The 22,427-nt window shown below is 65.9% G+C and carries 17 protein-coding genes; all 17 read right to left on the reverse strand.

The window, feature by feature from the left end:
* Positions 1-22: 22 nt before the first annotated feature.
* The 17 genes from AC1DW2_RS32730 to rsmH all read right to left on the reverse strand — a co-directional run bounded on the left by AC1DW2_RS32730 (position 23) and on the right by rsmH (position 22,129).
* Positions 23-910: an outer membrane protein assembly factor BamD gene (locus tag AC1DW2_RS32730; RefSeq protein WP_028147628.1), complete on the reverse strand. Its 888-nt coding sequence runs from the start codon at positions 908-910 to the stop codon at positions 23-25.
* 259 nt (positions 911-1,169) lie between these two features.
* Positions 1,170-2,132: a UDP-3-O-acyl-N-acetylglucosamine deacetylase gene (gene lpxC / locus AC1DW2_RS32735; RefSeq protein WP_208088185.1), complete on the reverse strand. Its 963-nt coding sequence runs from the start codon at positions 2,130-2,132 to the stop codon at positions 1,170-1,172.
* 364 nt (positions 2,133-2,496) lie between these two features.
* Positions 2,497-4,293: a cell division protein FtsZ gene (gene ftsZ / locus AC1DW2_RS32740; RefSeq protein WP_477008020.1), complete on the reverse strand. Its 1,797-nt coding sequence runs from the start codon at positions 4,291-4,293 to the stop codon at positions 2,497-2,499.
* Between the two features lie 87 nt (positions 4,294-4,380).
* Positions 4,381-5,703, reverse strand: a complete 1,323-nt coding sequence (gene ftsA, locus AC1DW2_RS32745; RefSeq protein ID WP_063981543.1) for a cell division protein FtsA — start codon at positions 5,701-5,703, stop codon at positions 4,381-4,383.
* Positions 5,700-6,728, reverse strand: coding sequence for a cell division protein FtsQ/DivIB (locus AC1DW2_RS32750; protein WP_477008021.1), 1,029 nt, complete (start codon positions 6,726-6,728; stop codon positions 5,700-5,702). Before AC1DW2_RS32750 ends, ftsA begins: the two co-directional genes overlap by 4 nt.
* A gap of 350 nt (positions 6,729-7,078) precedes the next feature.
* The gene (locus tag AC1DW2_RS32755) at positions 7,079-8,065 is read right to left on the reverse strand and encodes a D-alanine--D-alanine ligase family protein (RefSeq protein ID WP_477008022.1); all 987 of its coding nucleotides are present in this window, start codon (positions 8,063-8,065) and stop codon (positions 7,079-7,081) included.
* Between the two features lie 22 nt (positions 8,066-8,087).
* Positions 8,088-9,008 carry a UDP-N-acetylmuramate dehydrogenase gene (murB, locus tag AC1DW2_RS32760; RefSeq protein ID WP_477008023.1) on the reverse strand — a complete coding sequence of 307 codons (921 nt, stop codon included), beginning with the start codon at positions 9,006-9,008 and terminating at the stop codon, positions 8,088-8,090.
* 187 nt (positions 9,009-9,195) lie between these two features.
* The gene (murC, locus tag AC1DW2_RS32765) at positions 9,196-10,599 is read right to left on the reverse strand and encodes a UDP-N-acetylmuramate--L-alanine ligase (protein WP_477008024.1); all 1,404 of its coding nucleotides are present in this window, start codon (positions 10,597-10,599) and stop codon (positions 9,196-9,198) included.
* A gap of 122 nt (positions 10,600-10,721) precedes the next feature.
* On the reverse strand, positions 10,722-11,822 hold the full coding sequence (gene murG, locus AC1DW2_RS32770; RefSeq protein ID WP_477008025.1) for an undecaprenyldiphospho-muramoylpentapeptide beta-N-acetylglucosaminyltransferase: 1,101 nt from the start codon (positions 11,820-11,822) through the stop codon (positions 10,722-10,724).
* A gap of 178 nt (positions 11,823-12,000) precedes the next feature.
* The gene (gene ftsW, locus AC1DW2_RS32775) at positions 12,001-13,152 is read right to left on the reverse strand and encodes a putative lipid II flippase FtsW (RefSeq protein WP_063981538.1); all 1,152 of its coding nucleotides are present in this window, start codon (positions 13,150-13,152) and stop codon (positions 12,001-12,003) included.
* Between the two features lie 235 nt (positions 13,153-13,387).
* On the reverse strand, positions 13,388-14,788 hold the full coding sequence (murD, locus tag AC1DW2_RS32780; protein ID WP_477008026.1) for a UDP-N-acetylmuramoyl-L-alanine--D-glutamate ligase: 1,401 nt from the start codon (positions 14,786-14,788) through the stop codon (positions 13,388-13,390).
* Between the two features lie 7 nt (positions 14,789-14,795).
* Positions 14,796-15,899 (reverse strand): phospho-N-acetylmuramoyl-pentapeptide-transferase, encoded by a 1,104-nt coding sequence (mraY, locus tag AC1DW2_RS32785; protein WP_014492955.1) that lies wholly within the window; start codon positions 15,897-15,899, stop codon positions 14,796-14,798.
* Positions 15,900-16,059: 160 nt separating this feature from the next.
* Positions 16,060-17,439 (reverse strand): UDP-N-acetylmuramoyl-tripeptide--D-alanyl-D-alanine ligase, encoded by a 1,380-nt coding sequence (locus AC1DW2_RS32790; RefSeq protein ID WP_477008027.1) that lies wholly within the window; start codon positions 17,437-17,439, stop codon positions 16,060-16,062.
* Positions 17,436-18,908: a UDP-N-acetylmuramoyl-L-alanyl-D-glutamate--2,6-diaminopimelate ligase gene (locus AC1DW2_RS32795; RefSeq protein WP_477008028.1), complete on the reverse strand. Its 1,473-nt coding sequence runs from the start codon at positions 18,906-18,908 to the stop codon at positions 17,436-17,438. The genes AC1DW2_RS32790 and AC1DW2_RS32795 overlap by 4 nt, the downstream gene beginning before the upstream one ends.
* Before the next feature lie 84 nt (positions 18,909-18,992).
* The gene (locus AC1DW2_RS32800) at positions 18,993-20,747 is read right to left on the reverse strand and encodes a peptidoglycan D,D-transpeptidase FtsI family protein (protein WP_477008029.1); all 1,755 of its coding nucleotides are present in this window, start codon (positions 20,745-20,747) and stop codon (positions 18,993-18,995) included.
* Positions 20,744-21,136: a cell division protein FtsL gene (gene ftsL, locus AC1DW2_RS32805; protein ID WP_014492951.1), complete on the reverse strand. Its 393-nt coding sequence runs from the start codon at positions 21,134-21,136 to the stop codon at positions 20,744-20,746. Before ftsL ends, AC1DW2_RS32800 begins: the two co-directional genes overlap by 4 nt.
* A gap of 3 nt (positions 21,137-21,139) precedes the next feature.
* Positions 21,140-22,129, reverse strand: coding sequence for a 16S rRNA (cytosine(1402)-N(4))-methyltransferase RsmH (gene rsmH, locus AC1DW2_RS32810; protein ID WP_231143163.1), 990 nt, complete (start codon positions 22,127-22,129; stop codon positions 21,140-21,142).
* Positions 22,130-22,427: the final 298 nt, after the last annotated feature.

The following is a 22,427-nucleotide window of genomic DNA, read 5'->3' on the forward strand; positions in this document are numbered from 1 at the left end:
GAATCAAATTTCCTAGCCGAGACTAAAGGCCTATCTTCTTGAAGGCCCTGCTCATCCAGGAACCCTGATTCTCGCTCGGCTCGAGACCCCCGGATTTTACAAGATTATAGGCGTCCTTGTACCAGCGGCTGTCAGGAAAATTGTGGCCAAGCACCGCGGCTGCGGTCTGCGCCTCGGCGACGATGCCGATCGTCATATAGGCCTCGGTGAGCCGGAACAGAGCCTCCTCGACATGGCGGGTGGTCTGGTACTGCGTGACGACGGCCTTGTAGCGGTTGATCGCCGCCGTGTAGTCGCGCTTCTGCATGTAATAGCGGCCGACGTTCATTTCCTTGCCGGCGAGCTGGTCGCGCGCACCCTCGATCTTGGCCTTGGCCGAGGTCGCATATTCCGAGTTCGGATATTTGCGGTTCACCTCTTCCAGCGCGGCGATCGCCTTCTCGGTGCGGGCCTGGTCGCGGCTGATGTCCGGGATCTGATCGTAATGGGAGGCGGCGATCAGGTATTGCGCATAGGCCGCGTCCGGGCTGCCGGGATGCAGCGTGACGTAGCGGGTCGCGGCGCCGATGCAGCCGTCATAGTCGCCGCCCTGGTAGGAGGCATAGGCCGACATCAACAGCGATTTGCGGGCCCAGTCGGAATAAGGATGCTGGCGGTCGACCTCTTCGAACTTCTTGTTCGCCCCCTTCATGTCCTTCTTCTCGTTCATGAGGTACAGGCCCTCATTATAGATCTTGTCGGCGGGCTCCTCGGTGAAGGTGTCGTCCTTGGCGGTGAACTTGTCCCAGAGCGCGCCGGTGCCGCAGCCGGCCAGCGGCAGCGCGAGCACCACGAAGGTGGCGGCTTGAAGCAGCCCGCGGACTCCAGGCGAGACCGAGAGATATCCGCGCGTCATACGCTGTGCCGACATGAATTTAAGCCCTGACGCCCTGTGATGCGGTGTCCGCCAGCCCATGAACCCCGTCATGGGCGCGAAATGTAGCCGTGGTGCCTGCCATGCGACCACGCCGTGTAACCGAAAAACGATCTCGAACCAACCGGATAGGCAGGCATTTCGCCCGGATTAAGGCGAACGCGCCGCAATCCTAGCCGATCATCGTTACCAGGAGTTTCCCGGGAGCCGCCGCCAAACGCCGGCGGCAACAGAACGCCAGTGGCGACAGGTCTCTTCAGGACACGTCCGGCCCGTAGGCCGCGGCGATGCGACCGCCGACGATGCCGCGACCGACTTCGCCCACGGGACGCGTGGTGCGGCGGACCGCCTCGCCCTCGACCACCCGCCAGGCGGTACGGTCGGCGAGCAGCGCGGTCAGGACAGCGTGGTTGAGCTTGTGACCGCCACGCACCGAGCGATAGGCGCCAAGCAGCGGCAGGCCGGCCAGCGCGAGATCGCCGATCACGTCCAGCACCTTGTGGCGGGCGCATTCGTCGGCGTAGCGCAGGCCCTCGGTGTTGAGCAGCCGCTCGTCGTCGAACACGACGGTGTTGTCGAAGGAGGCGCCGAGTGCGTAACCCGCGCTCCAGAGCCGGGCGACGTCGCACATCAGGCCGAAAGTCCGGGCGCGGCCGACTTCGCGGCGGAAGCGCTCCGGGCTCAGATCGAAGCCGTAGCTCTGCTGGCCGATGACGGGATTGGTGAAGTCGATCTCGATATCAACGCGGAATCCGTTGGCGTGGGGCCGGATCTCGCCGAAGGAGTCACCGACCTTGGCCGAGATCGGCTTCAAGATCTGAATGAAGCGGCGCTGTGCCGGCTGGCTGACGATGCCGGCCTGGTCGATCGCGGCAATGAAGGCCGCGGCGCTGCCGTCCATGATCGGCACTTCCGGTCCGTCGATCTCGATGGTGGCGTTGTCGACGCCCATGCCCCGCAGCGCCGCAAGCACGTGCTCGGCGGTCGAAACCAACGGGCCGTCACGATCGCCGAGGACGGTGGCGAAGTCGGTCGCGATCACCTGGTCGGCGGTCGCCTGAATCTCACGGTCACTTCCCTCGAGGCCGGTGCGGACAAAAACAAACCCCGCATCGACGGGCGCAGGCCCCAGCGTGAGAGTGACGGGAAGCCCGGAATGAACGCCAACGCCGGCCACGGTGGCTTGCGCACGAAGCGTTGTTTGCCGGCTAAATTTCATCAGGAATCCGCCCCACTACGACCCACTGCGACTTATACTAGGCCCGCTTGGTCGGCCAGTGCCGACGGTTGCGAATCTCCGTATCCCCAAGTCACGGCAAACCATAGTCACAGCCTCAAACAGCGCCAACTCACGCTTTTTTACCGATTGTTACCCCAAACCTGCCGTATTCGCGCCAAGGCTTAACCAAATTGCGCCGGAGTTTGGGACCGTTATCGGCAGTTTTACTGAACCACCAAATGCGTAATTAATGATTTAAAATCAGTTGTTTGATCCCGCAATCCGGGCATGCACGGGACCAAAGGAAAGGTCCCGGCAAGCTTCCCGCCGGGACCTTTTTTCGTCAGCCTTATTGTAACAATCCTCAGGTCGCCTGACGCCTCAGGAAGGCCGGGATATCAAGATGGTCGTCACCCTGTGGCGCCGGCGCAACAGGCGCCGGGCGACCATGCATGTCCAGGCCCTGAGGCGCAGGACGGCGGGCATACTCCGATACCGGCTCGCTTGCCGCGATCTGCTGCGCCACGCTCTTCTGGGGCCGGCGATCGGGCAGCGGCGGCATCGCGGGACCGGCGGTGCGGGCTGCGACCGGCGCCTCACTCTCCTCGTCGCGGCGGCCGAGGCCGACATTGGCGAGGCGCTGGAGCAGCGACAGGCGGGTCTTCTGCGGGGTCTCTTCTTCAACCTCGCCGCGGGCCTGGCGAAGCTCGGCCTGGGCCGGCATCGGCAGTTCGTCGATGCGCGGCATCCGAGGCGCGCGGACCGGCCCACGCTCGGCCTGCGGCGGGATGAAGGTATCCGGCGTCATCGGCTCCTGCATCGCGACCGGGGCCATGTCAGGCTCCGGAAACAGCGTCGGCTTCTGTGCGATCGGGCGCACCGTGACGTCGCCATAGGTCTGCATCGGCGCGGGCGCCTGCGGGACCTCGGCAACGGCAGCCGCGATGGCGGCCAGCGCGGCGCGCTCGACATTCGGACGCGGCGCGGTCGGGGCGGAGGCCGGGATCTGGGCTTCCAGCTTCTGGGCGCGCTCGGCCATGCGCTGATTGTCGGCGCGCAGACGCGCGGTCAGATCGGCGAGACGGCTCTCGGCAGCGGCGGCCGGAGCAGCGGGAGCCTGCTGCACCTGCTGGATCTGCTGCGGCGCCGCGTTCGCGACCGGGGCGCTGGTGGCCTGGGTGTTGCGGGCGATCGTTGCCTGCTCGATGCCGGTGGCGACGACCGAGACGCGGATCAGGCCGTCGAGCGCTTCGTCGAAGGTCGCGCCGACGATGATGTTGGCGTCCTGATCGACTTCCTCGCGGATGCGGGTCGCGGCTTCGTCAACCTCGAACAAGGTGAGGTCCTTGCCGCCGGTGATCGAGATGAGGAGGCCCTTGGCGCCCTTCATCGAGCTATCGTCGATCAGCGGGTTGGCGATCGCGGCTTCAGCGGCGGTCAGCGCGCGCTTGTCACCGGAAGCTTCGCCCGTACCCATCATCGCCTTGCCCATCTCGCGCATGACGGCGCGAACGTCGGCGAAGTCGAGGTTGATCAGACCTTCCTTGACCATCAGGTCGGTGATGCAGGCAACGCCGGAATAGAGCACCTGGTCGGCCATCGCGAAGGCGTCGGCGAAGGTGGTCTTCTCGTTGGCGACCCGGAACAGGTTCTGGTTCGGGATGATCAGGAGCGTGTCGACGACCTTGTGCAGCTCGTTGATGCCGGCCTCGGCGGTGCGCATGCGGCGGCCGCCCTCGAAGTGGAACGGCTTGGTCACGACGCCGACGGTGAGGATGCCCATGTCGCGCGCGGTCTTGGCGATGACGGGAGCAGCACCTGTGCCGGTGCCGCCGCCCATGCCGGCGGTGACGAACACCATGTTGGCGCCCGAGAGATGGTCGCGCAGTTCGTCGATCACCTCTTCCGCCGCCGCCGCGCCGACGTTCGGTTGCGAACCCGCGCCGAGGCCTTGCGTGACCGCGGTGCCCATCTGCACGATGCGCTGCGCCTTCGACATCGTCAGCGCCTGCGCGTCGGTGTTGGCGACCACGAAGTCGACGCCCTGGAGGCCCGCCGTGATCATGTTGTTGACGGCGTTGCCACCGGCGCCACCGACGCCGAACACGGTGATCCGGGGCTTCAATTCGTGAATATCAGGAACATTGATGCTGATGGTCATGTTTGCCTCTCGATCACGCGCGCGTGGGTTCGCCCCGGCCGGCGGCCGCGGGAGTTGGTGAAATGCGAAGGTTGCGGAACCGGTTCATCAGAAGCCCTCGCGTAGCCATCGTCCGACCTTTCCAAAATAACCGCCCGTCCCTGTCTTGACCTGCTGCCGCGTATGCCGCGGTTCGACATGTTCGTGGTGAACATATTGCGGGTAGACGAGGAGCCCGGCCGGCACCGCGAACGCGGCGTTCTTCGCCTCGTTGGGCAGCCGGCCGAAACCGAGCGGACGTCCGACCCGCACGGGCCGGCCGAGAATCTGTGTGCCGAGTTCGACGAGTCCGGTGAGCTGCGAGGCGCCGCCGGAGAGCACGACGCGGCCGTTGGGCTCTGAGGCGAAGGGCGAATCCTTCAGCTTGTCCCGAACCATTTCGAAGACTTCCTCGGCACGGTGCTTGACGATGTTGGCGATGGTCGCGCGGGAGACGATCTGCGGCAGATCCTGCTCGTCACCGGCTGTCGGTACAGACATCAGCTCACGCGAGTCCGATCCGCCGGTGATGACGGTCCCATATAACGTCTTGATTCGCTCGGCATCGGCAATGGTCGCGGAGAGTCCGCGCGCGAGATCCATCGTGATGTGTTGCCCGCCGACCGCAAAGCCCGCCGCATGCACGAAGCGGCCGCCGGAATAGACCGCGATGGTGGTGGTGCCCGCGCCCATCTCGACGACGGCGGCGCCGAGATCGGCCTCGTCGTCGGTCAGCACCGACAGGCCGGCCACATAGGGGCTCGCCGCCATGGCTTCGACATTGATGTGGCAGCGCTCCACCGCCAGCATCAGGTTACGGGCAACGGTGGCCTCGCAGGTGACGACGTTCATGTCGACACCGAACTGATGCGCGACCATGCCGCGCGGATCGCGGATGCCCTTGACGCCGTCGAGCGTGTAGCCGACCGGCAGCGCGTGCAGCACGGTGCGGCCCTCGCCGGTGGCGTGGCGCATGCCGGTCGAGGTGACGCGGCTGACATCGGCCGGCGTCACGGCGCCGCCGCGGATGTCGGCCGCAGCTTCGACCAGCTGGCCGGAGAGCCGGCCGCCGGAGACCGACAGCAGCACGGACTCGACCCGCACCTTGGCCATTTTCTCCGCCAGCCCGACGGCCTGGCGCACCGCCTGCTCGCATTCGGCGAGATCGACCACTGCGCCGGCCTTCATGCCGCGCGACTGGATCTGGCTGTAACCGATCAGCTCCACCGCGTGGGTACGGTCGCGCAGGGCTTCGCTCGGCGCCGACGGCCTCAGCCGCGCGATCATGCAGGCGATCTTGCTGGTGCCGATGTCGAGGCAGGCGACGATGCCGCCGCGCTTGTGCGGCATCGGGCGTGTCTTCGGGGTCTGGGTGCGATCAAGGCCGGTCATGCTGCGTCCCCGGCCTTCTTTTTCTTCTTGTCCTTGAACAGGTCCTCGCGCGCCTTGGCGGCGTCGTCGGACAGCTGCACCACCAGGCGATCGGGCAGGCGCATGTCGACGGCGACGATGTCGCGGGAGAACAGCTTGTCCTCCTTGTCGAGCCTGGACAGCGTCGCGAGGGCGTTGCCGACGTCCTGCTCGGGCAGACGGATGTCGAGGCCATCCTTGAGCCTCAGGTTCCAGCGCCGCTCGCCGACATAGATCGCGGCCTTGGTCACCGAATTGATCTGCGGATAGCGCGCCAGCAGCGCCAGGAAATCGCGCGCCTGGGTGTCGGCGCCCTTGCCGACCACGAGCGGCAGCGACAGGAACCGGCGCGAGACGTAAGGCTCGAGCACCGCGCCGTCATCGGCGATGACGGAGAGCCGGCCGGCCTCCTGCCACAGCGCGAACGCCTGGCGCTCGGTGATGTCGATCATGAGCCGGCCCGGATAGAGCTTCAGCACGGTTGCATCCGCAATCCAGGGATTGGCCTTGAGCTTGTCGCGCACGACGTCGGCGTCGAGGAACAGCAGCGAGGAGCGGCCGCTGACCCCGCCGACCGCGAGGATCTCGTCCTGGCTGAGCTGCTTGCGGCCGTTGATCACGACAGAGGTGATGCGGAAGCCCGCAGAATTGGCCAGCGCGTTGCGGGTGTCGCTGACTGCGGCGATGAAATCCTGGAGGTGGCCGCCCCTGACGATGCCGAAGCCGCAGCTTCCGATCAGCAGCAGAACGGTCATGGTGATCCCGATCCGGCGCGGCGCGTAGCGCTCGACCAGCGCGACCACGCGCGGCGGCGGCTCGCGCTCGACGACGGGCTTGGCTTTGGTCTTGGACCTGATCTTGTTCTGGGCGGCAGCGCGCTTCTGGTCGCGCTTGTCCTGCACCCACTCGCGCAGAAGCACGACCGCTCCGATAGCGGCCGCCTTCAGGTCAGCTTGGGGCCTCAGCGATCTCAGAAACGACCGGGTGAGGCTTCCTGCACCATCCATTGCACGAGCTCGTCAACAGTTAGCCCGCGACATCGCGCGGGTCCTGGCGAACATGACGTCTCGGACTTGCCGGGCCGGGTGCTGGTCTTCAGAAGAAGAAAACCTCTCCCCTTCAAAGCGTTCGCTGGAGGTGACATCACCCGCAACAGCCCACGCGCCGGCAGCCAAAGCGTCATATGCGCCGCCAGCGTTAACCTTCGGACGTCCTGGTAAACAAAAGGTAAACTTCGTTAACGCGGGATGCGTTTTGCCCAGGCGTGTGAGGCATTTATGCCGCGATGTCCGGCATTTTACCGGTTTTGGGTTCCAAAACCGGCCATTTCGCCGGTTCGGCCGTTAACCAGTCCTAATTATTTTCTTACGCCCCGCCCGGCGAGCTCGACCAGGCCGCGCAGGAAGTCGACGAACGCGATGCCTTCGGCTTTCAGCGCCTTTGGGTAGAGCGAGGACTTGGTCAACCCGGGCAGCGTGTTGGTCTCGAGATAGATCAGGCCCCTGTCGGAGACGATGAAGTCCGAGCGGGAATAGCCGGTGCAGGACATCGCGCGATGCGCCAGCATCGCCTGCTCCTTCAGCGCAGCGGTGATCTCGGGCGCAAAACGGCCGGGGCAGATCTCCTGGGTCGACTTCAGGAGATATTTTGCGGCGTAGTCGAAATTGCCCTCGCCCGGAATGATCTCGATCGGCGGCAGCGAGACGATCGAGCCGTCGGGGCGCTCCAGCACGCCGCAGGTCGCCTCGACGCCCGCAATGTAGGGCTCGATCACATAGTCTTCGTGCTTCGCCGCATTGCGGACGGCGACGAGATCTTGCCTGGCGTTGACGAAGATCAGGCCGTAGCTCGAGCCGTCGCGCGCCGGCTTTGCGATCAGCCGGCCGTATTCGGCGAAGGCCTCGTCGATCTTATCCAGCGCGACATTGGCCGGCGGCGTCACGCCGCCGAGCGCGGCGAAATGCTTGGCCGCGATCTTGTCGAAGGCAAGATGCGAGGAGGCCGAGCCCGATCCGGTGAAAGGCACGCCGCGCGCCTCGCACATCACCTGCAATTCGCCGTTCTCCGCGCGCCCGCCATGCAGGCCGAGCACCAGCACGCGGCCCTCCGTCTTGGCCTGATCGAGCGCCTGCCCCAGCGGAATGCCTGATGTGCCGGGCTTGAACTCGTCCTCGAACGGACGGGCGTGTTCGAGCAGTTGCTTCGACTGCACGACATGCACCTTGTCCTCGACGTCCCACCACCAGAGATCGGCCTCGGGCAGCGCCTGATGTAGCGCCTGGGCTGAGGCGACCGAAACCAGACGCTCCCGGTTGGAGCCGCCGAAGAGGATGGTGATGCGCATGTTCTCTCGTCGCCTGTCCAGGTTAGCCGGGAATTCCAATCCGCTTGATTTCCCAATGTAGCTCAATTCCGGAGTTTGCCTTCACCCGTTCGCGCACGGTCTCGCCCAGCGCCTCGATGTCGTGCGCGGTGGCGTCGCCCGTGTTGATCAGGAAATTACAGTGCATCTCCGAGACCTGCGCGCCGCCGACGCGCAGGCCGCGGCAGCCGGCGGAGTCGACCAGCTTCCAGGCGGAATGGCCGGGCGGGTTCTTGAAGGTCGAGCCGCCGGTCTTTTCGCGGATCGGCTGCGCGGTCTCGCGATGGGTCTGTACCTCCGCCATGCGCGCGCGGATCGTATCAGGATCCCTGATCTCGCCGCGAAAGCGCGCGGAGGTGAAGATCATGGAGGGATCGACGCCGCTATTGCGGTAGACGAACTTCATGTCGGCGTTCGAGAACATGTGCTTGCTGCCGTCCCTCGCAACGCCGCTCGCCTCGATCAATACGTCCTTGGTCTCGCCGCCATTGGCGCCCGCATTCATGCGCAGCGCACCGCCGATGGTGCCGGGAATGCCGAAATAGAATTCGAGCCCGCCGATATTGGCGGAGGCCGCCACTTCCGCCACGCGCTTGTCGAGCGCGGCAGTTCCAGCGGTGACGACATCGCCGCTCGCGCTCGCCTCGCCAAAGGCGCGCGGCGCCAGCCGAATCACCACGCCCGCAATGCCACCGTCGCGCACGATCAGGTTGGAGCCGACGCCGACGACATAGACGGGAATGTCGGACGCAAGATGCGCGAGGAAGTAAGCGAGATCGTCCTCATCCGCCGGCGTGAACAGCACCTGCGCGGGACCACCGACGCGAAACCAGGTGAGCTCGGCCAGCGACTGGTTGGCCAGCATCCGGCCACGCAGCTCCGGCATCGCGGCTTTGAGTTCGGGCGTGATGTCGGGGAAGGTCATGGTGCATCCTCAAGTGAGGAAGGCACAATCTCTCCGTTCCCTCCCCCCTTGCGGGGGAGGGGCAGGGAGAGGGGTAGCCCCAAGCGAGATCGGAGTTCGTGGCCACCCCTCTCCCCCGCCCTCCCCCGCAAGGGGGGAGGGAGCGCAGTGTGCCGCGTGGCTGTCTGTGAGACTCTCATGAGAGCGCCTACCCCAACGCCTTCAATTCGTTGGGCAGTGCATACGCCCATTGCGTGATGTTGCCGGCGCCAAGGCACACGACGAGATCGCCGGACTTCGCCAGGCCCTTGACGATACCCGCAAGCTCCGGCGCTGCCGGCAGGCCGATCACCTCGCGGTGGCCATGGGCGCGCAGGCCCGCGACGAAATGATCGCGGTCGATGCCGTCGATCGGCGCCTCGCCGGCGGCATAGACATCGGCGACAACAACCGCATCGGCGTCGTTGAAGCAGGTACAAAATTCCTCGAACAGCGATTGCAGGCGGGTGTAGCGATGCGGCTGCACCACGGCGACGATCTTGCCGTTGGTGGATTCCCGCGCCGCCTTCAGCACTGCCGCGATCTCGACGGGGTGATGACCGTAATCGTCGATCACCGTGACGCCGTTCCACTCGCCGGTCTTAGTGAAGCGGCGCTTGACGCCGCCAAAGCCTGCGATCGCCTTGCGGATCGCCTCGTCCGACACGCCGAGTTCGCGCGCGACCGCAATCGCGGCCGTCGCGTTGGAGGCGTTGTGGCGTCCCGGCATCGGCAACATGAGATCGGCGATCTCGTGCACGGCGCCGGTCTTGCGATCGCGGAACGCGACCTTGAACTTGGAGCCACCGCCCATCGGGGTGAGATCGGCGAGCCGCACATCGGCCTGCGGATTCTCGCCATAGGTGATGATGCGACGATCCTCGATCTTGCCGACGAGGCTCTGCACGACGGGATGGTCGATGCACATCACGGCGAAGCCGTAGAACGGCAGGTTCTCGACGAAATGCCGGAACGCGTCCTGCACCGCCTCGAAGGTCTTGAAGTGATCGAGATGCTCAGGGTCGACATTGGTGACGATCGCAACGTCCGTCGGCAGCTTCAAAAACGTGCCATCGCTCTCGTCGGCTTCCACCACCATCCAGTCGCCGGCACCGAGGCGCGCATTCGAGCCATAGGCATTGATGATGCCGCCATTGATCACGGTGGGATCGAGGCCGCCGGCATCGAGCAGCGTTGCGACCATCGTGGTCGTGGTGGTTTTGCCGTGGGTCCCGGCGATGGCGACGCAGCTCTTCAGCCGCATCAGCTCGGCCAGCATCTCGGCGCGGCGCACCACGGGAATACGCCGTTCGCGCGCCGCCATCAGTTCCGGATTGTCGCGCTTGATCGCGGTAGACACGACGACGACCGCAGCGCCGTCGACATTCTCGGCCTTGTGGCCGACCGAGACCTTCGCGCCCGCCTTGCGCAGACGGTCGAGATTGTAATTGTCGGAGGCGTCCGAGCCCTGCACGACATAGCCGAGATTGACCAGCACCTCGGCGATGCCGCTCATGCCGATCCCGCCGATCCCGACGAAGTGGATGGGTCCGATCTCGCGCGGCAGTCTCATGCTCTGTTCCCTGACCTTGCCGCCGGAAAGGCGGCATATGGCGAAGGTCACGGCCAAATCAGCCGCGCGCCTTTCCTACTGGATGCCCCGCTTTGGAAGGCCAAGACAAGGGCTTTTTCGCGTCAGATTCCCGCGACTTTGACCACCAGATCGGCCAAACGTTCGGCCGCATCGAGCCGCCCCGCCCCCTTCGCGGCCGCGGCCATGGAAGCAAGATGCGCGGGCTCGGCGGCGAAGGCGGAGATCTCGGCGGCGAGCCGGTCGGAGGTAAACTCGGTCTGCGGGATACGGATCGCGCCGTCGACCTTGGCCAGCACGCCGGCATTGGCGAACTGGTCCTGGTCGATCGAGCCGGGCAGCGGCACCAGGATCGAGGGCCGTCCGATCGCGGCGAGTTCGGCGACCGTGCCGGCGCCGGAGCGCGACACCACCAGATGGTTGGAGGCGAGCCGCGCCGGCAGATCGGTGAAGAACGGCGCGAGCTCGGCATTGATCTTGAGCTTGTCGTAGACCGCGCGCACGCGCGCCATGTCTTCGTCGCGCACCTGCTGGGTCAGGACGAGCCGGCTCCATAGCGCAGGCTCAAGGCGCTCGATCGCACCGGGGACGACGTCGGCCATGATGCGCGCACCCTGGCTGCCGCCGACGACGAGCAGGCGCAGCGGTCCGTTCGCTTCAGGCGCGACATATGGCACGGCGGCTGCGGCGAGGATTGCCGGACGCATCGGCGTGCCCACGGTCGTGGTCTTGCCAGCCAGCGCCGGATCGCGGTCGAGCACGCCGGGCAGCGACGTCGCGATGGCGCGGACGCGGCTCGCCAGGAACCGGTTGGCGCGGCCGAGCACCGCATTGGCGTCGTGGATGATGCTGGGGACGCCCGCAAATTTCGCGGCGACCAGGGGCGGCAGCGTCGGATAGCCGCCGAAGCCGACGACGGCGACGGGCTTCAATCGCCTGATCAGGCCGTAGGCGGACAGCGTTCCGGCGGCGAGCGTCAGGCCGGCATAGGCGAGCTGCAACGGATTGCGGCCACGCGCGGTCTCGCTCGAGACGACGTCGATCATGTCCTTGCTGAACAGCCCGCTATAGCGCAGCGCCCGCTCGTCCGTGACGAGACGGACGCGAAAGCCGCGCCGGATCAGCTCGACGCCGAGCGCCTCGGCCGGAAACAAGTGGCCGCCAGTGCCGCCCGCGGCGAGAAGAATCAGGGGGGAAGTGTCCATGGTAGCGGTATTTACAGGGAAAAAGCGCCTATTGCGAGCCGTGCTCGTGCCCCGGGCGCAGCGCAGCGCGCCGCACTTCGCGGCGTGGTGCGCTGCTGAACCGGGGCCCATTGGTGCGGCATTCTGGGTCCCGGCTCTGCGCTCCGCTTCGCGGAGCTTGTCCGGGACACGAGACCTATCACGCGTAACTGCGCATCGCCTCGGCGTGGCCGCTCGCCTCGACTTCGGTGCGCGGGCGCAGCCGCGTCAGCGCCAGCATCATGCCGACACCATAGGCCAGCGACACGATCGAGGAGCCACCATAGGAGATGAAGGGCAGCGTCATGCCCTTGGCGGGGATGAGCTGGAGGTTGACCGACATGTTGATCGCGGCCTGCACGCCGAACAGGATCGCTAGCCCAGACGCCGCAAAGCGCGAGAACATGTCCTCATTGGCATAGGCGCGCGACAGGGTACGGATTACGACGAAGGCGAACAGCGCCAGCATCGCAAGGCACAGAATGATGCCGAACTCCTCGGCGGCAACTGCGAACACGAAGTCGGTGTGACTGTCCGGCAGGCTGCGCTTGGCGATGCCCTCGCCCGGCCCGAGCCCGAACCATCCGCCGTTGTAGAAGGCTTCCATGGCGGTATCGACCTGGAAGGTGTCGCCGGAAGCCGGATTCATGAAGCGCTTGATGCGGCCGGCGACGTGCGGAACGAACAGATAAGCGCTGAACAGACCGGCCGCGGCGGCGCCCGCAAGACCGAACACCCAGATCATGCGCATGCCCGCGATGAAGAACAGCGAGCCCCACACCATCAGGATCAGCATGGTCTGACCGAAGTCGGGCTCCATCACCAGCAGCGAGACCAGCATCAAGAGCAGCACCAGCGCCATCGAGGTCGCCGGCATCTCCGGCCGCCTGGTCGATTCCGCGAACAGCCAGGCGGCGATGACGACGAACGACGGCTTTGCAACTTCGGAGGCCTGGATGTTGACGCCGAGCAGCGTGATCCAGCGCCGCGATCCCTTCACTTCGGGGCCGATCGCGAGCGTCAGCACGATCAGGATGATGCTGGCCGCGAAGATGATCAGGGCCGAGCGGCGGATCGCGCGCGGCGTCAGGAAGGACACCCCGAGCAGCACCAGGCAGGAGGGCGCCAGGAACATCACGTGCCGGCTGAAGAAGTGGAAGGGATCGAGCCCGATGCGGGTCGCAACCGGCGGGCTCGCCGCCAGCGACAGGATCACGCCGGTGAGCATCAGCGCCAGGATGGCGCCCATCAGCGGCTTGTCGACGGTCCACCACCACTCGGAAAAGGGGGTGCGTTCTTCACGGGAGAGCATGGGCGGCCGCTTTCGGACAGAGGTCATCCATTGGTCGCCGAGGTTGGTTACCGGGGGGTTAAGGAAACGCGGATGTTTGGAGATAGGAGCGAGTGCCGACCTCACATGCTCGTCATGCCCCGGCTTGACCGGGGCATCCAGTACGCCGTGGCCTCCCGGCTCAAGCACCGCCTCTGGGATACTGGGTCGCCCGGTCAAGCCGGGCGACGACAGCGGAGCAAGGAGTAGCCGCGCCCTACACCACCGGTTTCACACCCGGTAGCGCCTGAACCAGCTCGCGGAACTTGGTGCCGCGGATCTCGAAGTTACGGTACTGGTCGAAGGACGCGCAGGCGGGTGACAGCAGCACCACCGCATCCGCGAGGCCCGAGGCTTCCGCATCGCGCGCGGCGTGCTCGACGGCGATGTCCAGCGTCTGGCTGATCTCGTGCGCGACCTGCGTGCCCAGCGTTCCCGAAAACTCCTGCGCGGCCTCGCCGATCAGATAGGCCTTGCGAATGCGCGGGAAGTAGCCGGTCAGGCCAGTGATGCCGCCCGCCTTCGGCTTGCCGCCGGCGATCCAGAAGATTTCCGAAAAGGACGACAGCGCATGCGCAGTCGCATCCGCGTTGGTGCCCTTGGAGTCGTTGACGAACAACACGTTGCCGCGGCGGCCGACCTGCTCCATGCGATGCGCGAGGCCGGGAAAGCTGCGCAGCCCGTTCTGCAGCACATCGAGGCTGATGCCCATCGCCAGCGCGGCGGCGGCGGCGCAGGCCGCGTTCTGCGCGTTGTGCTGGCCGCGGAGCGAGCCGATGCCGCCGAGCTTTGCGACCTCGCTCCTCGCGCCGCCCGCGGTGCGCACGATGGTGCCGTGCTCAACATGGATGCCGGAGGCCAGCGGGTTCTTGACGGAGATCCGCACCACGTTCTTGCCGGCGCGGTCGAGCCGGTCGGCGATGTCGCGGCAGAAGCCATCGTCGACGCCGACGATCGCGGTGCCGCCGGCCTGCACGCCGGCGACGAGACGCTCCTTCACCGCAGCGTAATGCGCGAGGGTGCCGTGACGGTCGATGTGGTCCTCGCTGACATTGAGCAGGATGCCGACGGAGGGATCGAGCGAGGGCGTGAGGTCGATCTGGTAGGACGACATCTCGATGACGTGGACGCGGCCCGTGCGCGGCGGTTCCAGCGACAGGATCGCGGTGCCGATATTGCCGCCCATCTGGGTGTCGTAGCCGGCGACCTTTGTGAGATGCGCAATCAGCGCGGTCGTGGTCGACTTGCCGTTGGTGCCGGTGATCGCGACGAACGGCGCGTTGGGCGCGTGACGGCGACGCTCGCGGCAGAACAGCTCGATATCGCCGATCACCTCGCAGCCCGCCTCGCGCGCCTTCAGCACGCTCCAGTGCGGCACGGGATGGGTCAGCGGCACGCCGGGCGCGAGGACCAGCGCTGCGAAATTCGCCCAGGAGACGTTGCGCAAATCGGCGGTGACGAAACCCGCTTGCGCGGCCTTGGCGACGTTCTCGGCATTGTCGTCGGCGGCAATCACCTCGGCGCCGCCCGCTTTCAACGCGTGACAGGACGCAAGCCCCGAGCCGCCGAGGCCGAACACCGCGACCGTCTTGCCGGCGAAGGATGTGACCGGGATCATCGATCGATCACCGCAGCTTCAGCGTCGACAGACCGGCGAGCGCCAGCATCACCGAGATGATCCAGAACCGGATCACGATCTGCGGCTCAGTCCAGCCGAGCTGCTCGAAATGGTGATGGATCGGCGCCATCCGGAAGATGCGTTTTCCCGTGAGCTTGAACGACACCACCTGGACGATAACGGAAACCGCTTCCAGCACGAACAGGCCGCCGATCACCGCGAGCACGATCTCGTGCTTCACCGCGACCGCGATGGCGCCGAGCATGCCGCCGAGCGCGAGCGAGCCGGTGTCGCCCATGAAGATCGAGGCCGGCGGCGCGTTGAACCAGAGAAACCCGAGACCGGCGCCCAGCAACGCGCCGCAGAGCACCGCGAGCTCGCCGGTGCCGGCGACATATTTGATCTGGAGATAGTCGGCGAACACCGCGTTGCCGGCGAGATAGGCGATCATCGCAAAGCTCGCGGTCGCGATCATCACGGGAACGATGGCGAGGCCGTCGAGACCGTCGGTGAGGTTCACCGCATTGCCGGCGCCGACGATGACGAAAGCCCCGAACACAACGAAGAACCAGCCGAAATGCAGCACGGTGTCCTTGAGGAAGGGAATCGTCAGCGCGGTCGACGCGGGATCGCGGTTCAACCGCACCAGCGCATAGCAGGCGACCAGCGCGATGGCGGCCTCGATCAGCAGGCGCAGCTTGCTGCCGAAGCCCGTCGTGGTCTGCTTGGTCACCTTGAGGTAATCGTCATAGAAGCCGACGAAGCCGAAGCCGAGCGTCACCGCCAGCACGATCCAGACATAGGGGTTGAGCGGATTGGCCCACAGCACGGTGCCGACCGTGAGGCCGGACAGGATCATCAGCCCGCCCATGGTGGGCGTGCCTTTCTTGGCGAGATGCGATTGCGGGCCGTCGGTCCGGATCGGCTGGCCCTTGCCCTGACGGATGCGCAGATGGTCGATGATCCAGGGCCCGAACAGGAACACGAACAGCGCGCCGGTGACGACGGCGCCGCCGGTGCGGAAGGTGATGTAGCGGAAGACGTTCAGGAAGGTGCGAACGGCACCGAAGCCGGGAAATGTGTTGGAGAGCTCGATCAGCCAGTAAAACATTCAGACGGTCCTATGGCGCCTTTGCACGCGGCCTTGGTGTTGGCCTTGACTTGCCTCACGCGCATTCGCGGGTCTTCTTCATGGGTCGGGCGACCTCTGGGAAAACGGACGGCTTCGCGCCGCAAAGGGTGGGATTCGGGAACAGCGCCTTCCAAGCAGTTTACGCCTTTGCCTGCAAGGCGGCCACTAGGCCCGGCACAAACTTGTTGACCCAGAACATCTTCTTGCTGCCCTTGACAACCACGACATCGCCTGCCCTCAGCAGATTTGCGACCTCGCCCGGCTTCAGCGTGACGGGGTCGTCGTGCCAGCCCAGGCCCTTGCCCGCCGGCAACACGTCGTAGAGATGGCGCATCAAGGGACCGACGCAGTAGACGCCGTCGATGCCGTCGAGATGCTTGGCGAGGGCCGTGTGGTAGCTTGGTGCGTCATCGCCCAGTTCCAGCATGTCGCCGAGCACCGCAATGCGGCGGCCGCCGGTCACGTTGCGCGCCTGGAGGCTTTGCAGTGCAGCAGCCACGCTGGCCGGATTGCCGTTGAAACTGTCGTCGATCACGGTGACGCCGCCGATCGCCTGCTCGACGCCGCGGCCGGTCATGATGCCGACCCGGTCGAGCTTGATCGCAAGCGTCGCCGCATCGAGGTTCGCGGCGCGGATCGAGGCGAGCGCCGCGAGCGCATTCTGCACGCGGTGCGGTGCGCCCGGCGTCAGGCTGAAGGCGATCTCCTTCTTGCCGAGCGCGGCCACGACCTGCCAGCTCTCGCCATGCGGCGCGTGCGCGACCTCGTGCACCTCGGCTTTCTCGCCAAACCGTACCACCTTGCCCTTCCAGTCCGGCGCCTTGATCCCGGCAGGCAGCACCAGCACGCCATCCTCGGGCAGGCCGAGCGCGATCGACACCTTCTCGCGCCTGATGGCTTCGAGCGAGCCGAGCTTTTCCAGATGCACCGGCTGAACGTTGACGACGAGCGCGACGGTCGGCCGCGTCAGCTCGCTGAGCCGCGCGATCTCGCCGGTCTGGTTCATGCCCATCTCGACGACCCAGAGGCTGGCGTCGGGCCTCGCGTTGCACAGCGTCAGCGGCACACCCCAGAAATTGTTGAAGCTCGACGGACTGGCATAGGCGCCGGGGTAGGCCGCGAGGAATTCCTTGGTGCTGGTCTTGCCCGCGCTGCCGGTGAGCCCGATCACCGGTCCGTTGAAACGGGCGCGTGCGGCGCGTGCGAGGCCCCAGAGACCGTCGATCAGCGTGTCCTTGACGACGATCTGGGGAACGCGGATGCCGGCGATCTCGTGCGGCACGATCATCGCGACCGCGCCCGATGCTTCCGCCTTGTCGGCGAACTCCCAGCCGTCACGCGCGCTGGCGAAGGCCGAGATGAAGCCGCCGCTCGGCGTGCCGCTGAGCGCGACGAACAGGCTGCCCGGCTTCACCAGGCGGCTGTCCTGGGTGACGAACTCGATCGGCGTGTCCGGAAATGATCCCGCAGCGCCCAGCGCACGCGCCACTTCGGCAACCGTCCATATTGGCGCGCTCATGCATCCCTCGACGCTAATGCGGCGGCGACCGCCTCGTGATCACTGAAGGGCAGCACCTCGCCGCCGACGATCTGTCCGGTCTCGTGGCCCTTGCCGGCGACGAGCAGCGCATCGCCGTCTTCCAACTCCTCGATCGCGGTGCGGATCGCCGCGGCGCGGTCGCCGATTTCGCGGGCACCTTTTGCAGTCGCGAGGATTTCGGCGCGAATGGCTTCCGGCTTCTCGCTGCGCGGATTGTCGTCGGTGATGATGACGCGGTCGGCGTTTTCGGCCGCGATCTCGCCCATGATCGGGCGCTTGCCGGCATCGCGGTCGCCGCCGGCGCCGAACACGACGACCAGCCGGCGTTTTGCGTAAGGCCGCAAAGCCTGCAACGCCTTCTCCAACGCGTCGGGCTTGTGGGCGTAGTCGACGAAGATCGGCGCACCGTTGCGCTCGCCGACGCGCTCGAGCCGACCCTTGGCGCCTTCGAGATGTTCGAGGCTCGCAAACACGTTGGCCGGATCGCTGCCGGTGCCGATGGCAAGGCCGGCCGACACCAGTGCGTTCTCGATCTGGAATTCGCCGGCCAGCGGCAGCCGGACCGCATAACGCTTGCCGCGATGTTCGACGGCAAGGACTTGCGAAAAACCTTCGACCTCGGCCGCGGCGAGACGAATGCCCTCGCCTGCCCCGTCGCCGTTGCGGCCGACCGCCATCACGCGCAGGCCGTGCGACCTGGCTGCATTGATTGCTTCCGCCGAGCAATCGTGATCGGCGGAGATCACCGCCGCCCCATCCGCCGGGACCAGTTCGCGGAACAGGCGGAGTTTTGCTGCGAGATAATGCGCGACGGTTGGATGGTAATCCATGTGGTCGCGAGAGAGATTGGTGAAGCCGCCGGCGGAGACACGCACGCCGTCGAGGCGGTACTGGTCGAGCCCGTGCGAGGACGCCTCGAAGGCGAGATGCGTCACGCCTTCTCGCGCGATCTCATCGAGCTGCCGGTGCAGCGCGATCGGATCCGGCGTCGTCAGCGAACCGTAGACGGTGCGCTTGGGCGAGACGAGACCGATGGTGCCGATGCTGGCGGAGGCATGCCCCAGCCGCTCCCAGATCTGGCGCGTGAACGCGGCGACCGAGGTCTTGCCGCTGGTGCCGGTCACCGCCACGATGGTCGCCGGCTGTGCGGGGAAGAATTTGGCCGCGGCCAGCGCCAGCGCGCGGCGCGGATTGGCCACCGTGACGAACGGCACCTTGCTGCCATCAGGTGCATGGTCGCCGACGATCGCCACCGCGCCTGCTGCAATCGCGGCATCGACGAAGCGCGCGCCGTCGGTCTTGCTGCCCGCGAGGGCGAAGAAGAGATCGCCGGGCTTGACCACACGGCTGTCGAGCGCAACGCCGGTCACATCGAGCGCCGCGACAGCGGGCTCGATTGCGGCATCATTGCCTGGAACGTCCTGACCTAGGAGGTCGCGCAGCTTCATGGTCTTCCAGTCGACATGCCGTCCGGAAAGCCGGATCTTCGGAAAAGCCCCGACTCAGCAGCGGCGACGGCCCACCCCCGTTGATTACTGGGTTGTCCTGGATGCTGCAAGAATAAGGCGGTCGGACGGCGGCAGGTCAAACCGTGGCTCGATGCCCAGAAGCGGCGCGATCCGCTCGATCACCTTGCCGCCGGTCGGCACTGCGTTCCAGCCCGAGGTGATGAAACCTTTTGTTTCGGGCAGCGCCTGCGGCTCGTCCAGCATGATCAGGATCTGATATTTTGGATTGTCGGAGGGCATGATCGCCGTGAAGGAGTTGAGAACCCGCTTCTTGGCGTAGCGGCCATTGATGACTTTCTCGGACGTGCCGGTCTTGCCGCCGACATAATAGCCCTTGACGTCTGCCTGTCTCGCCGACCCGACCTCCGCATTGAGCCGCATCAGATACCGCATCTTGTCGCTGGTCTCTTGCTTGATCACGCGCTTGGCGATCGCCGCCGCTTCAGCTTCGCTTCGCTTCATGAAGGTCGGCGGAATCAAATAGCCACCGTTCATCAGCGCGTTGATGCCCATCACCGCCTGGAGCGGCGCCACGGACAGACCCTGGCCGAACGCGATGGTGACCGTGTTCAGCTCGCTCCAGCGGCGCGGCACCAGCGGAGCTGCGCTCTCCGGCAGCTCGGTGCGCAGCCGCGTCAACTGGCCCATCTTGGCAAGGAACGCCTTGTGCGCCTCGACACCCTGGCCGAGCGCGATCCGCGCAGCGCCGATGTTGGAGGAGTAATAAAACACTTCTTTGGTGTTGATGAAACGTCCGAGCGAATGACTGTCGTGGATGGTGAACTTGCCGTAGTGCAGGTTTCCGCGTGCATCCCACGACGAGTTCAAATTGATCTTTCCGGAATCGAGCGCCATCGCCAGCGTGAACGCCTTGAAGGTCGAGCCCATCTCGTAGACGCCCGTGGTCAGGCGGTTGATGCGGTCGGGGTCGTGCGCTTCCTTCGGATTGTTGGGATCGAAATCCGGAAGCGAGACCATCGCCACGATCTCGCCGGTCTTGACATTCGAAACGATGCCGGAGGCGGCCTTGGTGTGGTACTTCTCCTTGGCCTTCAAGAGCTCGTCGCGCAGCGCGTGCTCGACGCGCAGATCGACCGACAGCTCGATCGGCTTTTGCAGCCGGTCGGTGGCAAAGCCTGCGCGGTGGAGATCGGCGAGCCCTTGATTGTCGAGCCACTTCTCCATGCCGGCGATGCCCTGGTTGTCGATGTTGACGAGACCGATGAGGTGGGCGACCTCGTTGCCGGTCGGATAGACGCGCTTGTTCTCGCGCAGGAAGCCGATGCCGGGAATGCCGAGCTTGTGGATGTCCTGCTGCTGCTTCGGCGTGATCTCGCGCTTCAGCCAGACAAAACCCTTTCGCGCCGACAGGCGCTCGCGCACCTCGGCCTCGTCGAGGTCAGGCACGGTCGCAGTCAGAAGCTCGATCGCCTCGTCCTTGTCGATGATGCGGCGCGGCTCGCCGAACAGGCTCGCGGCCTTGACGTCGGTTGCCAGGATCGCGCCGTTGCGGTCGACGATGTCGGGCCGCGCGGTCGCGACCACCTCTTGCGCGGCAGCACGGCGCGCGCTGTGGGCGTCGGCACCGATCGCGAACATCACGAGCCGGCCGCCGATCAGGACATAGACCGAGGTAAAGGCGATCATCGCGAGGCCAACGCGCGCGCGCGCCTTCGCGGCGCGGTCAACGTTGCGCCCGTAGAGCAGGCTGCGGATCAGCCGCTGCCGCCAGGGCTCGGGCGGCTTTTGAGTTGGCTTGGCCGGGGTCACAGCGCTCATTGCTTGTCCTCGGGCTGAGGAACGGAGCCCGTCACCGTATCCGGATCGCTCGCGGCTTCGATGGTGTTGAGCATGGCCCCGATCGGATCCGGCTCGCCCGGCCTGAACATCCGCGGCGGACGCTCCGGCAGGTTCTTCAGCGAGTCATATTGCGTGCCGTTGACCGGCTTGAGCGGCAGATGCCGGTCGGAAAGGCCCTGCAGACGCAAGGGCGCATCGAGCTTGGCCCATTCGGAGCGCAGCGCCGCGATTGCATCGCGCTGCTCGCGGATCTCCGCATGCAGCCGCAGCACCTTTTCGGTGCGCGCCGTGGAGTCCATCTTGATCCGATAGACATAGGCCGCCGCGAAGATCAGCGCGCCGATGACGAGGAGGTGGATGAAGCGCATGCGCTAGCCGCCCCTCATCACGTCGGAGAGCTTTGGCCAGGACGAGGTCTCGCCGTCGTCGTGCGCGGGCGCATCGGTACGTTCAGCGGCGCGCAGCTTTGCGGAACGCGCGCGCGGATTATGCGCGACTTCCTCCTCACCCGCGATCACCGGCCGCCGGGTCAGCAGCTGGAAGCTCGGCGCGGTTTGCGCCACTTCCGGCAGATGCCGCGAACCGCCGCCTGTCTTGCTACGCTCGGAGAGGAAATTCTTGACGATGCGGTCTTCCAGCGAATGAAACGAGACCACCACGAGGCGGCCGTCCGGCCTGAGCACGCGCTCGGCCGCAGCGAGCGCGGTCTGGAGTTCCTCGAGCTCTTCATTGACGAAGATGCGCAGGGCCTGGAACGTTCGCGTCGCCGGATGAATATCGCCGGGTTTCGAGCGCACGACCCGGCCGACGAGATCGGCGAGCGCGCGCGTTGTCGTGAACGGCGTCTCCTGCCGGTCGGCGACGATGGCGCGGGCGATGCGGCGCGACTGCCGCTCCTCACCAAAGAGGTAGATGATGTCGGCGAGATCGCTTTCCGAGGCGCGCGCGACGATGTCGGCCGCCGTCGGCCCGGCCTGCCCCATCCGCATGTCGAGCGGACCGTCGAGACGGAAGGAGAAGCCGCGGCCGGCCTGGTCGAGCTGCATCGAGGAGACCCCGACATCCATCACGACGCCGTCGACGGCATCGACGCCTTGCGCCGCACAGACCTCGGCGAGATTGGAGAAGCGGTCCTCGACCAGCGTCAGCCGGCCCGCGGAGCGTTCGACGAGCTCAGCCCCGCCGGCGATCGCCGTGCGGTCGCGATCGATCGCAATCAGGCGGGTTCCCGGCACGTCGAGGATGGCGCGGCTGTAGCCGCCGGCGCCGAAGGTGGCGTCGATATAGATCCCGCCCGCGCGCGGCGCGAGATGATCGACCGCCTCGCGGCCAAGAACGGGGATGTGCGGAACCGAGCTCATGCGCCACACCCGCAGAGCGTCCATGCGAGATCTGGGACGAGCGAGTCCATAACGCCTCGAATAATTCCGCGTCGCGGCGGTTCCACGACCCAACCCTCGTCCAGCATGGTTACCGAGCCCGGTCATCCCGGGCCGCAAACCCAGTGTTCCCAGTGGAATTTGTCGGGCAGCCATGGGATTTCGAGCCAAAATACGCTTTGGCCGCCTCCGGACGCGGGTCGGCTCTTCAATCCTCAGTAACGGCCCTTAGCGTTAAGAAAGCGTTGATCGGCTTGTTACAAGTCGAAAAGGTGACGCG

It is taken from the genome of Bradyrhizobium sp. P3_C3, assembly GCF_056402655.1.

What these genes read in the sequence shown, in the direction of transcription:
- AC1DW2_RS32730 (WP_028147628.1), bottom strand. Translation starts at nt 910, where the DNA reads ATGTCGGCACAGCGTATGACGCGCGGATATCTCTCGGTCTCGCCTGGA.
- lpxC (WP_208088185.1), bottom strand. Translation starts at nt 2,132, where the DNA reads ATGAAATTTAGCCGGCAAACAACGCTTCGTGCGCAAGCCACCGTGGCC.
- ftsZ (WP_477008020.1), bottom strand. Translation starts at nt 4,293, where the DNA reads ATGACCATCAGCATCAATGTTCCTGATATTCACGAATTGAAGCCCCGG.
- ftsA (WP_063981543.1), bottom strand. Translation starts at nt 5,703, where the DNA reads ATGACCGGCCTTGATCGCACCCAGACCCCGAAGACACGCCCGATGCCG.
- AC1DW2_RS32750 (WP_477008021.1), bottom strand. Translation starts at nt 6,728, where the DNA reads ATGGATGGTGCAGGAAGCCTCACCCGGTCGTTTCTGAGATCGCTGAGG.
- AC1DW2_RS32755 (WP_477008022.1), bottom strand. Translation starts at nt 8,065, where the DNA reads ATGCGCATCACCATCCTCTTCGGCGGCTCCAACCGGGAGCGTCTGGTT.
- murB (WP_477008023.1), bottom strand. Translation starts at nt 9,008, where the DNA reads ATGACCTTCCCCGACATCACGCCCGAACTCAAAGCCGCGATGCCGGAG.
- murC (WP_477008024.1), bottom strand. Translation starts at nt 10,599, where the DNA reads ATGAGACTGCCGCGCGAGATCGGACCCATCCACTTCGTCGGGATCGGC.
- murG (WP_477008025.1), bottom strand. Translation starts at nt 11,822, where the DNA reads ATGGACACTTCCCCCCTGATTCTTCTCGCCGCGGGCGGCACTGGCGGC.
- ftsW (WP_063981538.1), bottom strand. Translation starts at nt 13,152, where the DNA reads ATGCTCTCCCGTGAAGAACGCACCCCCTTTTCCGAGTGGTGGTGGACC.
- murD (WP_477008026.1), bottom strand. Translation starts at nt 14,788, where the DNA reads ATGATCCCGGTCACATCCTTCGCCGGCAAGACGGTCGCGGTGTTCGGC.
- mraY (WP_014492955.1), bottom strand. Translation starts at nt 15,899, where the DNA reads ATGTTTTACTGGCTGATCGAGCTCTCCAACACATTTCCCGGCTTCGGT.
- AC1DW2_RS32790 (WP_477008027.1), bottom strand. Translation starts at nt 17,439, where the DNA reads ATGAGCGCGCCAATATGGACGGTTGCCGAAGTGGCGCGTGCGCTGGGC.
- AC1DW2_RS32795 (WP_477008028.1), bottom strand. Translation starts at nt 18,908, where the DNA reads ATGAAGCTGCGCGACCTCCTAGGTCAGGACGTTCCAGGCAATGATGCC.
- AC1DW2_RS32800 (WP_477008029.1), bottom strand. Translation starts at nt 20,747, where the DNA reads ATGAGCGCTGTGACCCCGGCCAAGCCAACTCAAAAGCCGCCCGAGCCC.
- ftsL (WP_014492951.1), bottom strand. Translation starts at nt 21,136, where the DNA reads ATGCGCTTCATCCACCTCCTCGTCATCGGCGCGCTGATCTTCGCGGCG.
- rsmH (WP_231143163.1), bottom strand. Translation starts at nt 22,129, where the DNA reads ATGAGCTCGGTTCCGCACATCCCCGTTCTTGGCCGCGAGGCGGTCGAT.